The 12,444-nt window shown below is 67.8% G+C and carries 10 protein-coding genes and 3 pseudogenes; 6 read left to right on the forward strand and 7 right to left on the reverse strand.

Annotation, left to right across the window (positions count from 1 at the left end; all coding sequences use genetic code 11):
• Window positions 1-185 precede the first annotated feature (185 nt).
• Together ACFZDJ_RS47525 and ACFZDJ_RS47530 are read left to right on the forward strand one after the other, a co-directional pair.
• Window positions 186-557: pseudogene (locus ACFZDJ_RS47525) on the forward strand (transposase domain-containing protein); the annotation flags it as partial.
• A 56-nt stretch (window positions 558-613) separates the two neighbouring features.
• Window positions 614-1,426 carry a transposase gene (locus ACFZDJ_RS47530; RefSeq protein ID WP_391069072.1) on the forward strand — a complete coding sequence of 271 codons (813 nt, stop codon included), beginning with the start codon at window positions 614-616 and terminating at the stop codon, window positions 1,424-1,426.
• A gap of 33 nt (window positions 1,427-1,459) precedes the next feature.
• Here ACFZDJ_RS47530 and ACFZDJ_RS47535 read toward each other — a convergent pair whose 3' ends face one another.
• The 6 genes and pseudogenes from ACFZDJ_RS47535 to ACFZDJ_RS47560 all read right to left on the reverse strand — a co-directional run bounded on the left by ACFZDJ_RS47535 (window position 1,460) and on the right by ACFZDJ_RS47560 (window position 6,966).
• On the reverse strand, window positions 1,460-1,831 hold the full coding sequence (locus ACFZDJ_RS47535) for a MerR family transcriptional regulator (protein WP_391069075.1): 372 nt from the start codon (window positions 1,829-1,831) through the stop codon (window positions 1,460-1,462).
• A gap of 26 nt (window positions 1,832-1,857) precedes the next feature.
• The gene (locus ACFZDJ_RS47540) at window positions 1,858-2,625 is read right to left on the reverse strand and encodes an SDR family oxidoreductase (protein WP_391068806.1); all 768 of its coding nucleotides are present in this window, start codon (window positions 2,623-2,625) and stop codon (window positions 1,858-1,860) included.
• Between the two features lie 556 nt (window positions 2,626-3,181).
• Window positions 3,182-3,862: pseudogene (locus tag ACFZDJ_RS47545) on the reverse strand (hypothetical protein); the annotation flags it as partial.
• Between the two features lie 180 nt (window positions 3,863-4,042).
• A complete protein-coding gene (locus ACFZDJ_RS47550) occupies window positions 4,043-4,870 on the reverse strand; it encodes an alpha/beta fold hydrolase (RefSeq protein WP_391068809.1) in 828 nt (275 codons plus the stop codon).
• A 277-nt stretch (window positions 4,871-5,147) separates the two neighbouring features.
• Window positions 5,148-5,789, reverse strand: a pseudogene (locus ACFZDJ_RS47555) (IS5/IS1182 family transposase); the annotation flags it as partial.
• 178 nt (window positions 5,790-5,967) lie between these two features.
• Complete coding sequence (locus ACFZDJ_RS47560) at window positions 5,968-6,966, reverse strand: alpha/beta fold hydrolase (protein ID WP_391068811.1); 999 nt, start codon at window positions 6,964-6,966, stop codon at window positions 5,968-5,970.
• Window positions 6,967-7,535: 569 nt separating this feature from the next.
• Here ACFZDJ_RS47560 and ACFZDJ_RS47565 point away from each other — a divergent pair.
• The 4 genes from ACFZDJ_RS47565 to ACFZDJ_RS47580 all read left to right on the forward strand — a co-directional run bounded on the left by ACFZDJ_RS47565 (window position 7,536) and on the right by ACFZDJ_RS47580 (window position 11,037).
• On the forward strand, window positions 7,536-8,747 hold the full coding sequence (locus ACFZDJ_RS47565) for a cytochrome ubiquinol oxidase subunit I (RefSeq protein WP_391069078.1): 1,212 nt from the start codon (window positions 7,536-7,538) through the stop codon (window positions 8,745-8,747).
• 226 nt (window positions 8,748-8,973) lie between these two features.
• A complete protein-coding gene (locus tag ACFZDJ_RS47570; protein ID WP_390941955.1) occupies window positions 8,974-9,474 on the forward strand; it encodes a winged helix DNA-binding protein in 501 nt (166 codons plus the stop codon).
• Window positions 9,465-10,721 carry an MFS transporter gene (locus ACFZDJ_RS47575; RefSeq protein ID WP_391068814.1) on the forward strand — a complete coding sequence of 419 codons (1,257 nt, stop codon included), beginning with the start codon at window positions 9,465-9,467 and terminating at the stop codon, window positions 10,719-10,721. The genes ACFZDJ_RS47570 and ACFZDJ_RS47575 overlap by 10 nt, the downstream gene beginning before the upstream one ends.
• A 169-nt stretch (window positions 10,722-10,890) precedes the next feature.
• The gene (locus ACFZDJ_RS47580) at window positions 10,891-11,037 is read left to right on the forward strand and encodes a hypothetical protein (protein WP_390941951.1); all 147 of its coding nucleotides are present in this window, start codon (window positions 10,891-10,893) and stop codon (window positions 11,035-11,037) included.
• Between the two features lie 500 nt (window positions 11,038-11,537).
• Here ACFZDJ_RS47580 and ACFZDJ_RS47585 read toward each other — a convergent pair whose 3' ends face one another.
• A complete protein-coding gene (locus tag ACFZDJ_RS47585; protein ID WP_390941949.1) occupies window positions 11,538-12,413 on the reverse strand; it encodes an LLM class flavin-dependent oxidoreductase in 876 nt (291 codons plus the stop codon).
• Window positions 12,414-12,444 lie beyond the last annotated feature (31 nt).

Below are 12,444 nucleotides of genomic sequence, written 5' to 3' on the forward strand. Positions count from 1 at the left end.
GGATCTTGGGCCCGTAGGTCAGTCTGGTGCGCGGGCTGTTGAGGAACCACGCACTGTTGCTTCGAGCACGCCGGTCAGATTCTCGTCTCCCCTCGGCCCCCCGGCGGCCACCGCTTCGCGGTTCCGGTTCGGGAGTTGGAAGACGGATGGTGGCGGACGAGGCCGGCGGCATGAGCGCCGACGAGATGACCGAGGAGCCCGCAGAGGCGGTGGAGCGGGCGCGGCGACCGATTTCGCGAAGGCGTCGGGAATGGTGTGCGTGCGGGTCCCGCACGACGACGGTTCGAGCCGCCGGGTGCAGCGGGCCTTCCCCTGCGCGGCGGCCTCGGGAGCGATCCTGGACGCGGCCGACCATCTGGGCTGAGCGACGGCGCCGCCTACTGCCGGCCCGGCTGGTCGTCTACTTCGTCCTCGCCCTGTGCCTGTTCGCCTGGGAGTCGTACGAGGCGGTGCTGCGCGTGCTCACCAGCGACATCCCGGGCAGCCAGGCCCTGACGCGGACGAACCGAACGTCGTTGTGCCGAGCGCGGTCCCGCCTGGGCGAAGAGGTTCTGGAGAGCCTGTTCAGGCAGGTGGCCGAACCGCTCGTCACGCCAGACACTCCTGGAGCGTGGTGGCGAGGGCTGCGGCTGCTCGCCCTGTACGGCACTCGGTTCGAGCTTCCGGACTCGGTGGGCAACGGCGACACGTTCGACGGGCCGTCCACCGACGGCGTCCCCTTCGGCTTCCCAAAAGTGAGGACGGTGGTGCTCGCCGAAATCGGAACCCACGGAGTCGTCGATGCCCACCTCGGCGGCTACCGCGACGGCTAACGCAGCCTCGCCTACCCACTGGCCGGCTCCACAGGCCCGGGCGACTTGGTCATCGCCGACCGCGGCTTCGCACGACACAGCTGGACCCCGAGCAATACCCCGCGGCCGAGCTGGTCGAGCTCTACCGGGAACGCTGTGAGATCGAGCCGGCCTTCGACGAGATCAAGACCCACCTCGGCCGCGGTGGTCGGATCAGATCGCGCACACCGGAGGGTGTCCGGCAAGAGCTCTGGGCCTATCTCGCCTTCCACCACGCGATCCGCCAGTTCTCTCACGCAGCGGCCCTCGCCGGCCCAACCCTGGACGCCGACCATATCTCCCACTTGAGGTGCGTCCGCATCATCCGTCGAAGCGTTCCCTCCCAGATCCGCGCCGCCACCGCCAAGCTCACCCGCTCCCTCACCGATGCCGGCCAAGAGGGACACAGCCGCCTGCAGTCGGCCCCGTGCAACCGGAAGTGCCCCCGAGCGATCAAGAAGCCCAATCGATGGCCGGTGCTTCGGAGCCGCGCCGGACTGGACACCGTCGAGCCCGGTCGCTGGACCCTAAACCAGACGAAGAAGACGAACAGCGGTCGGCGGACCGGAAGACCTGTGCTCAACGAGCGTGAGTAGCCGAGATATTGGAAATTCCGGTTAGCCAACTGGTCACGCCACCGGGCGGGTCCGACCGCCAGTCTGCTCCCGAAGTGCGGCTTCCAGCCGGTCGCGAGCCTCGGACTGGGCGGCGATTCGTTCGTTGAGGACCGCCAGCCGTTCCAGCGCGACCCGCAAGCCCCTGTCCGAGGGCGGTACTGCGGCCACATCGCCGTCCAGGCACGACAGGAACACGCGCACGTCGTCCAGGGTGAGCCCGGCGGACAGCAGGTAACGGATGTTGCGGACCCGCACCACCGCCCGCTCCTCGTAGATGCGGTAGCCGTTGGAGGCCCGTTCGGAGGAGATCAGCCCGGCCTGCTCGTAGTGCCGCAGCGCACGAGCGGTCGTCCCAGTTGCCCTGGCCAGCTCACCGATCCGCACCCGTTCCACCTCCCGGACCACTCCTATCACGCCACGACTGCTCCGCCGTCGACTGGGAGTACGACTCCGGTGACGAACGATGCAGCCGGTGCGGCAAGCTGGGTGATCGCCCAGGCCACCTCCTCGGGGCGGCCGATCCGGCCCAGCGGGGTGTGCGCCAGCTGCCACTCCCGCAGTACGGCCATCCGCTCCGGCGTCAGGCCCTGGTGTTCGCCAATGGGGGTGGCGATCGCGCCGGGGGCGACCGCCACCACCCGTACGCCGCGGGGTGCCAGCTCAACCGCCCAACTGCGAGTCAACAGTTCCAAGGCAGTCTTGGTCGCCGCGTAGACCGAACTGCCGGGCCAACCCCGCTGCCCCACCGACGTACTGACATTGACGATCACTCCGCCCGACGTCTCCAGGAACGGCAGCGCAGCCTGAGCCAGCAGAATTGGAGCGACGAGGTTCGTGGCAAGCTGATCCGTGATCAGCTCCGGGATCAGAGTGCCGAGTGCACTGCTGTGCACGATGCCGGCGTTGTTGACCAGCACGTCCAATCGACCATGTGCCTCCAAGACGGCCTGGACGATCCGCTCGGGCTCCCCCTCGGCGGTGATGTCGGCGGACAGCGGCACGATCCGGTCGTGCCCGACCGCCGTTTCCTTCAGTGGTTCGCTTCGCCGTCCGATCGCGACCACGTGGGCGCCCTCGGCGGCGAAGGCACGGGCAGTTGCCCGGCCGATGCCGGTGCCGGCTCCGGTGACGACGACGATCCTGCTGCTCTGCGGTGCAGTGTTGTTCATGCCGGTCATCGTGCAACCCTGCCGCCAGCGGCAAGGTCAACGTCTCACCGGGGAGGGAACGAATTTCCTGCACCCCAGCTACTTGTCCACTCAAGCGGGCCTGGCTGTCACCAGCACACCCTACGTACAAGGGCGCCGAAGCCCGCGCGCTCACGAACTGCCGCAGGCTCTCGCCAGCCTCCACGCCGCGTAGCGAGTACTTCCCCAGCCTTGAGTTCACGGCAGCACGACGCGAAGCGATGAAGGCCTTTTGCGAAATCCACGACACTTCGCGGATGTCTATTGCTCAAACGGGTCTGTATCCCTGCGAGAGAAGGAGTTCTTCGCGCAGGACAGTTCCCGACCATCACCTGTGCTGATGGGAGGAATAGTGCCCCGAAGGCATCTAGACCCGGCTGGCCGAACCCAGAGCCGCAAGGGTGAGAGCCTGCCGCAGTTGGTGCGGGTCCCGTCGCAGGACCACATACGCGAGGCGATCGAGGAATTCCGCAAGAAGTGGGCCGATGAACGCACTGCACGCCGTCGGCCGACCTGGTCGGCGGCCCCGAGTGTCACCACAACCACCTCATGACCATGCTCGGCCAGTTCCCCGCCGTTCTACCGTGGCCAGGTACCACCAGAAGATCCAGTCGAGAAACGCCTCTTCGTACTCGCCACGCTGATCGGCCCGACGGTGACGCAGGTCGAACAGGTTGGCGATCTCGAACAGAGCGCCTTCGTCCTTCCCGAGACGCTCCTCGATCAAGGCACGACGTTTCTCGAGGATGCAAGCGAGGTTGAAGATTGCTGGGCCGTTGTGGAACTCCGAGTGGTGCCATCCGCAGCCGCTGTAGGAGTGGTGGCGCCGCGTGCGGGGGCGGCTCACCAGGTCGTGGAACACCTCGATCAGCCCGTAGAAGGTGTCTTCGTCCCACGTCTCCGGCGCCAGAGGCAACAGATCGGGGATGCCCAGGCGCCTGTCGATCACCTCGGAAGCGTCGGGCAGCTCGCTGTGATCGTCGACGCATTCCTCGCCGAACACCTCAACCAGGTAGGCGCTGTCGGCGAATTCGCCGATGAGCCGCGCGAAGTCACCTCGGGTGTCCCGCGCGGTACTGCCGTCGCGGGCGAGCCCGCTGCCACGGCGCTGCGGCCAGTACGGCCGTGGCGCGGCCGCGTGCCTGAGCTCGGGCGCCCGGTTGATGAGCTCCGTGAACCAGTCGTGCTGGTCCATCACGGCCCGTTTGGTACCCCCAGCCGGTGGCGATGGTGGAAGGTGCGGTCGACACGGGCGGCGCGAGCGAGGCCGGAGACGGTGATGTCCCCGCCGGTGCGCACTGCTGCGTAGAGGGCCCCCGCCGCCGCGAAAGGGTCCTCATGCCACATCGCCCGCGGATCGAGACGGAGGGGCAGTAACAGAGGTTCCGCTACTGCGGCAGCACGGCGTTCAGCTGCGGGCGAATTCGAGGAGGTCCTTGTTGAAGACCTCGGCGAACTTGGGCACCATCGCGAGACCGTGCGGAGCGCCCGGGTAGACCTTGTAGATCGAGTCCTTGACGAGCTTCGAGGACTTGTCTCCCGCAGCGACCTTGGGAACGATCTGGTCGTCGTCGCCGTGCACGATCAGCGTGGGCACGTCGATCTTCTTGAGGTCCTCGGTGGTGTCCGTCTCGGAGAACGCCTTGATGCAGTCGTAGGCGCCCTTGATCCCGACGGTCATGCACCAGAGCCAGAACTCGTCGCGGGTGCCCTGTGTGACGGTCGAGTCGTCGCGGTTGGCGCCGTAGAACGCGGCGCTCAGGTCGTGGTAGAACTGCGACCGGTCCGTCTCCACGCCCTTGCGGATCTCGTCGAAGACCTCGAGCGGAAGGCCCTCGGGGTTCGCGTCCGTCTTGAGCATGAGCGGGGGGATCGCGCCGACCAGGACGGCCTTGGCGACGCGGCCGGTGCCGTGCCGGCCGATGTACCGCGTGACCTCACCGCCGCCGGTCGAGTGGCCGACCAGAATGACGTCCTGGAGGTCCTCGGCTTCGATGACCGCGGCCAGGTCGTCGGCGTACGTGTCGAGGTTGTTGCCCTCCCAGGACTGGCCGGAGCGTCCACCACCGCGCCGGTCATGGGCGATGGCGCGGAACCCGTTGTCCGCCATCACCTTCATCTGGGGGTCCCATGCGTCGGCGTTCAGCGGCCAGCCGTGGGAGAAGACAACGGGCTGGCCCGATCCCCAGTCCTTGTAGAAGATCTGCGTGCCGTCCTTGGCGGTGGCGAAGGGCATGGTCTGTGTTCCTCTCGAAACTGGTCCAGAACTTCACGGGTCACCCGAGTTCAGTGCCCGAGCCGGACTTTTTTGCAACGCCACGAACCAGCTTCGGACGTACAAGGGAGTCAACGGAGAGGTCAGCAGCGAAAGGTGACCGGAGTGAGCACGTCGTCGCCATCACCCTAACCGAGGGGCACCGCTTCAGCGCGTCGAGAAATCTTGATCGGGAAGCGCAGCAGTTCGTGGGGGATTAAGGGCCTCGCGGCCGGCATCTGCGTGCTTTGAAAACGGTCGGCGCCGGGACGCCCTTGCGGGCGATCTCGCCCGCGAATCCCAACTCGGCCATCAGTGCACGGGCCTTGGCGCTGTCGTAGTCGCGGTCGCGGTTGACGTCGACCGTGTCCGGCATCGTGCCGACCTGCCCTTTCGCCGCTTCCAGGGTGGGGTCGAGCAGGGGCGAGTCGTGCCGGTTGGCCCCATCGGAGGCCATCCCGAGCGGGTCGCCGCAGGCGTCGGAGGCCACCGAGCGTTTCAGTCCCCGCTTGCCCCGGTCGACCGGTGACCGCCCCGCCTTCTCACCGCCGGACGGGGCCCTGGCGATGCAGCCGTCCACCGAGATCTCGCCCAGCCCGAAACCAATCATCCGGTCGTCGGCTTCCAGAGCGAGGGCGTGAATCTGCTCGGATATCCCGAGCTCAGCCCACTCTTTGACACGCCGTCGGATAGTGCGGTCGGAACATCCGGGAGTGGAGATGCGCTCGTGGCCGGAGCCGTGGACCAGCGCGAGCACGACGTGCTCGAAGACCGTCCGGTCGGCGAACCGGCGGCAGTGACAGCCCTGCGGGTGATCCGCGGCGAACGTCTCCCGTGCGGGCAGGAGCGCGGCGAACTGGTCCCACAGGGGCTCGAGCAGGCAAGACGGCAGCGCGGGCACGGCCGTCCTTCGTGATTGCAGAGCGTCGAGAAGTCCATGATCACGTGGATCTGTGCCCGCACTACATCCACCCCACCTCCCAGGCCTACTGCGGCCACCTATTGCCGGTTGGTCTTAGCGGAACGATTGGTTGGCCCCAGATGGGTCGGCCGCCGCAGGCCCGTTCCCGTCAGTGCGTTCAGCGTCGCAGGCGGCGGCCGAGGAGAACGACCGCAGAGCCGGCGGCCAGAGATGCGCCCGCGATGCCGCCGAGGGTGACCGCCTCCGTGCTGCGCCCCGAGGCGCCGGTGTTCGCGAGCGTCGGGCGAGCGGGATCGGTGGTGGCGGCGGTGTTCTTCGCGGTGGCGGTGGAGGTGGCGGCCTGGAAGATCAGGTCGGCAACGGCGTCGGGGCGGGCGATGAGGGACACGTGGCAGGTGTCGATCTCCACGGTGTGGGAATGGGCGCGCTTGGCCTCGAAGCGTTCCTGCTTCGGGTTGATGGTCATGTCCTGTCGGCCGACAAGGGCCCAGGACGGGATGTCTTTCCACGCCGCGGCCTTGGCCTTCTCCGAGAACGCGGTGGTGGCCGCAGGCCGCTGGGTGACCGCCAGCAGGTTCGCCTCGCTGTTCGGCAGGCAGGCGGCGAAGACCGGGTGCACCTTGTCGCGCTTGAGGTACAGGTCGGCTCCGCTGACGCCGCCCGCCTGGTACGGAACGGACGTGGTGGCGGTGCCGAGGGCGCTGGGGAACCGGGAGGACAACGACATGCCGCTCTCGCCCACGTCCGGCATCAGCGCCGAGACGTACACCAGGGACTTGACCTGGGGATTGCCGGCTGCGGCCGTGCTGATCACGGCTCCGCCGTAGGAGTGGCCGGCCAGCACGAGGGGGCCCTTGATGCTCTTGAGCACGGAGGCGATGTAGGCGGAGTCGCTGTACAGCCCGCGCAGCGGATTGGCCGGGGCCATGACCGTGTAGCCGCGACGTTCGAGCCGTTCGATCACCCCGTTCCAGCTGGAGCCATCGGCGAAGGCGCCGTGCACCAGCACGATGGTGGGCTTTGCGCTGCCTGTGCCACCGTCCGCGACCGACGGGGCCGTCGTGACCGTGCACAAGGCGGCAGCGGCACACCCCGCCGCCGCGATGTGGAGACGCCGTGTGCGGCGTCGTATGCCATGGACCGCAGATGCCGTCATGCCGTTCTCGCTTCCTTCTGAGACCTTCGGCACATCAGCGTTCACGCGTCGGTGCCGTCGAGCCCGCTCATCCGGTGCAATCGGGTGAAACCGGCGCGGCATCGGGGTGACGGCGAGCACGTTGCGCTGGTCGAGGCAGTCGACAGCCGCAGAAAGCGTCCGCTCGCAGTGACGGACGCAGCATGGCGTGGAGACAGGAGCCCGCAGCGTCGGCGCGCGGACGGTGGCCACGCTCACCGAGCACGGACTGCAGACCGTCGGCGACGGCGCCGACCTCCCCGCAGTGACACTGCAACGCCTGCTCGGAGCCCGCCTCGGTCGTACGCTCCACGAGCGCGCCCACGCCCGCGACACCTCCGTCGTCGACCCCACCCCCGCGCCGGCGAGCACCAGCGCCGAACACGCCTTCCCCCGCGACGAACTCGATCCCTCCCCGTACCGGCGCGCCCGGCTCGCCCTGCTCGCCCTGGGCTGCGCAAGGGAGATGCCGAGGCGCTTCTGCTCGCGCGGAATGGCGGAGATGGCGGAGATGGTCGAAGGTTGCCACTGTCCTGTTCGCCATCGGCGCGATCACGGGCATGGTCCTCTCCTTCGAGCTGGGCATCCTCTGGCCCGGCTTGATGAAGAAGTACGGGACTGCCTTGGGCTTCCCGTTCGCGATCGAGGGCCTGTTCTTCGCCCTTGAGGCCATCTTCGTAGCCATCTGCATCTACGGCTGGGACCGGATGCCGCCCTGGGCACACTTCTGGTCCGGCGTTCCCGTCCCCTTGGCCATCCTCGGTGGAACAACCGCCGCTATCGCTGCCAACAGCTGGACGAACAAGCCAGGCGGCTTCACCGTCAAAGACGGCCAGATGATCGCAGTACAGCAGGGCAAGGTGTTCTTCAACGATGCCTTCTGGCTGGAGTTCCCGCACATGTTCCTCGCCGCCTACATCGTCGCCGCCTACATCGTCGCCGGCTTCGTCGTCGCCGGCGTCTATGCGGTGGACATGCTGCGCGGACGGCGCACTCGCTCTCACCGGCTGGGATTCCTGACCGGCTTCGTCGTCGCCGCCTGCGCGCTGCCGGTACAGATCGTCGTCGGTGACACGATCGCCCGGTACGTCTTCGACAAGGAGCCCCTGAAATTCGCGGCGATCGAACTGCAGCCGAGCACGGGCACCCACGTGCCCGAGACCCTGGGCGGCGTGCTGATCGACGGCGAAGTCGGATACGGCATCAAAATCCCAGACCTGGCGTCCTTGCTCGCGGGCTTCAGACCCTCCGTCGTCATCAAGGGGCTGGAGGCTGTCCCCGTCGAGGTGCGACCCACCGTCGCGCAGACCAGCATCGTCCACTGGGCGTTCGACATCATGGTCGGCACCTCCTCCTTCATGCTCGCTGTGGCGGCCTGGTTCGCCCTGCTGTGGTGGCGCCGCCGCGACAAGCTCGCCACCAGCCGTTGGTTCCTGCTCGCCGCCTCGTTCTGTGCACTCGCCTCGATCGCCTGTCTGGAAAGCGGCTGGGTCGTCACCGAAGTCGGCCGCCAACCCTGGGTCGTGGTGGGTCACTTGCTGACCCGCGACGCAGTGGCGACACAAGGCAACCTGTGGCCCTTCTTCAGCAGCGTGCCGGCGGTTTACCTTGCCGTCGACGCCGCGGCACCTTGGGTGCTGTGGTCCATGAAACGCCGGTGGGAACAACGAGGTGACCACTCGGTGTCCGTCCCATACGGCCCGGAACAAGGGGACGACCGGCCCCCCTCAAAGCATCGAGGGGACGGTGTCCTGAATGGCTGACCCGGTCGCAGTCTTCCTCTTCATCGGCGTCATCGCTTACGCCGTGGCTGATCTACAAGTTCCCCAGTCAGCCGGGCGGAGCATCGAACGCATGGTCCATCCGGTGAGCCTTTCGTGGCTCCACCTGTGACGTAGAACGGTAGTTGGCCCTCCTGGTTCGAAAGTTGGTCCGGCGCTGGCACGGCAAAAGTAACAGTGCTTATATAAGTCCTGTTACGATGCGCCGATGGCCGATCCCCATGCACTCGACCCCAGCCGGCAGAGCCTCTGGCGGCCCTTGCGCCTGCTCCAGGCGTCGATGGACGCCGACATCGCCCGGATCTACTCCGAGCAACAGATCGACGGGCTCAAAACAAGCTTCGTCATGGAACTGCTCCGGCTTCACGCCTGCGGACCCATGACCATCACCGAACTGGCCGAGTCGGTCCACCGCACGCATTCGGCACTCAGCCAGAAAGTCGCCGCAATGCGCGCGGCCGGCTGGGTCCAGACGGTCGTAGGCGATGACGCGCGCAGCAAGAAGGTGACGCTCACTGACAAAGGCCGCCGCGTCGTCGGGCGCCTGGCGGCAGAATGGCGGGCCACCGAGGCCGCCCTCGCTGACCTCGAAGCTGAGATTCCCTACCCGCTCTCACGGGTTGTCGCCGATATCGAGCAGGCTCTTGAGCACAAGAGTTTCCACGACCGGATCGCCGAGAAGCTGGCGGAGGACCCCGCATGGGGCTGAGGCACACGCTGCTCGACGTGACTCCGTTACGGTCGTCACCGCAGTTCCGGCGGTTGTGGCTCGGTCAGGCCCTGTCCGGGTTCGGCAGCCAGATGACACTCGTCGCCGTGATGTTCCAGGTCTGGCAGATGACGAAGAGCACGACGTGGACGGGCGCAGTCGGGCTGGCACAGGCGATTCCACTCGTCGCGCTCGGACTCTTCGCCGGATCGCTCGTCGATCGAGTGGACCGCCGAAAATTCTATCTGCTCACGACCAGCGGGCAAGCCGTGTGTTCGCTCCTCCTCGCACTCCAGGGCTTCCTCGGGCACCTTCCTGTCGCCGGTGTTCTGGGGCTGGTCGCAGTCCAGTCCTGCTTCGTCGCCGGCGGCGGCCCGGCCTCACGCACCTTCATTCCGCACCTTCTGCCCAAGCACCAGCTGGCCGCGGGACTGGCGCTGAGACGCATCGCCTTCCAGGGCGCCATGCTGGTGGGTCCCGCGCTGGGCGGACTGATCGTGGGCGGGCTGGGCGTCGGCGGCTGCTACTTGGTTGACGCCCTCACATTCGTCGCCGCGTTCTACGGTGCGTTCGGCCTGCCGCAGATGAATCCCGGAGACGAGCCCGCACGGCCTGGCCCGCGCGGAGTGCTGGACGGTCTGGCCTTCTTGGGCCGCACTCCCGTCATTCGCGGGGCCCTGCTCACAGACCTGGCCACCACCGTGCTGTCGATGCCCATCAGCGTGTTCCCCTTGATCAACGCAGAGCGGTTCGGCGGCAACCCGCGTACTCTCGGACTGTTCCTCACAGCCATAGCCGTCGGCGGCGTGGCAGCGTCTCTCTTCTCCGGGACCTTCACCCGGCTCCCCCGCCCCGGTCTGGTCATGCTTGGCGGATCTGCCACCTGGGGCGCGGCGTTGACGATGTTCGGCATCTCGCCCGACCCGTGGGTCGGTTTGGTCTTCCTCGTCATAGCCGGTGCCGCCGACACCGTCTCCGTCGTATCCCGGAGCACCGTCGTCCAGATGAACACGCCCCACGAACTACTGGGCCGGGTCAGCGCTGCTGAGCAGATCGTCGGGCAAGCCGGCCCCGACATCGGCAACATGCGCGGCGGTCTCGTCGCAGATGTCACCTCGGGAGCAGTGGCTCTCGCCAGCGGTGGCTTGCTCTGTCTGGGCGCCGTCGCCGTGGTGGGCGCCACCACGCTGGACCTGCGCAGTTCCTCCGCACCGTCCCCACCCCGCACAGCCTCAGCCGGCCCATGAGCCCGGCTCCGGGGCGAACAGGCACATGCCTGGTTGGGCAGCGCCCTTCGGCGTCCCAGCTGGCCAACTATCGGTCAACAAAACGGCCAACTACGAATCGTCACAACGGGATGACCGGGGCGTCTTCGCGCGCCCATGGCCATCCATCGCGCGAAGTCACAGTAATCTCATGCGACGGACCGAGTACGACGCGGGCCAGGCCGCCGAACGCCGGAAGGTGCCGGCTGCCACCTTCCGGTGGGCGCGGTACGCCGGGCTCGTAGAAGGCCCGATGACGGACTGCGAACAACAGCGTCGGCGCAACAAGTACTGCTAGGGGTCCGCGCACGTCCGCGAGGGGCCGCGCCCTCAAGCACCACTCTGTGCGTACCGCGTCACCCTTTAGCGGGAGGGCCGGTGGAGTCTCTGACTGATGCGCAGGCCGAGGCGCGCGCCCCGACCCAGACCCACGGCTCCTCCTCCGCCGACCCGCCCGACGAGACCAGAAGGAACGAGACCCGACCTCACAGGGTCAGTAGACCGTGTGAAGCAGTCGGAATCGCGGCGGGTGCGAAGGTGAGAACCGATGCCCCGCGTAAGTTGACGCGGGATGCCCGCTGGTCAGCGCGGTGGCGGACAGCGTAGTTGAACCGCTCACCTCCATGACGACGCGAGTGACGCCTCGGCAGGTTAAGCGGCCGGCCGGCTCGAGTCTCGAGCGCCAGGCGCACGCATGGTGTCGCGGGCGGCGGCGAAGGAAGGCCCTGGCCGACGGCGACCGCCTCGCCCCCCGACGTCCGCCACCATCTCGTTGCCTGTTCCCACACCCCCTTCCCTTCACCCGGCCAGCGCGGCACGCACCGCCGGCACGACCTCCAGCGCGAAGAGGGTCAGCTGGCGCAGATGGTCGGCGTCGGGCCAGTAGACGAAACCGTTCATCCCGTACTCGCGCACGAGGGAGACGAGCTGGTCGACCCACTGCCGCGCGTTGCCCTGGAACGGCGAGGTGGACTCGACGGGGCTGATCAGTCCGTTGAGGTTGTAGATCTTGCGCAGCGCTGTCGGATCGCGGTCGGCCTCCCGCGCACCCGCGTCGACCCGCGCGACGGCGTCCCCCAGCCGGTCGAGGCCGAGGAAGCCGTACGAGGGCATCCAGCCGTCCGCCTTGCGGCCGGTGAGCGTCAGCATGCGGGGGCCGTAGGCGCCGAGCCAGATCCCGAGGCCCGGCGAGGGGGCGGGCCCCGGGTGGACTCCGGAGATCGAGTAGTGCTCGCCCTTGAAGCGCACCGAGCGCTCGCCGCTCCACATCAGCCGAGTGATGTCGATGGCCTCGTCGAGAGCGGCCACGGCCTCTTTGGGCTCCCGGCGCGGTCCGCCCATGGCCTCGATCGCGTCCCAGAAGGCCCCGGTGCCGAGGCCGAGCTGAATCCGCCCGGGAGCGAGCACGTCGAGGCTGGCCGCGGACTTCGCGAGCATCGCGGGCGGCCGCAGCGGGAGGTTGGCGACCGTGGGTACGAAGGTGACCTTCCGGGTGGCGCCCGCGAGGTAGCTGATCAGCGTCCAGGCGTCGTAGAACCTGGGCTGATACGGGTGGTCCTGGACCGTGACGAGGTCGAGGCCGGCCTTCTCGACCTGCTGGGTGATCCGGAGGGGCTGCCCCGGGTCCTCCCAGACGGGGTCGACATTGGCTCCGAACAGCACGGGAAGAGACATGGCGGCTCCGCTCACTCGGCCATCACAGCTT

This window comes from Streptomyces sp. NPDC007896 (assembly GCF_042959425.1).
In the GTDB taxonomy this organism is placed as follows: domain Bacteria; phylum Actinomycetota; class Actinomycetes; order Streptomycetales; family Streptomycetaceae; genus Streptomyces.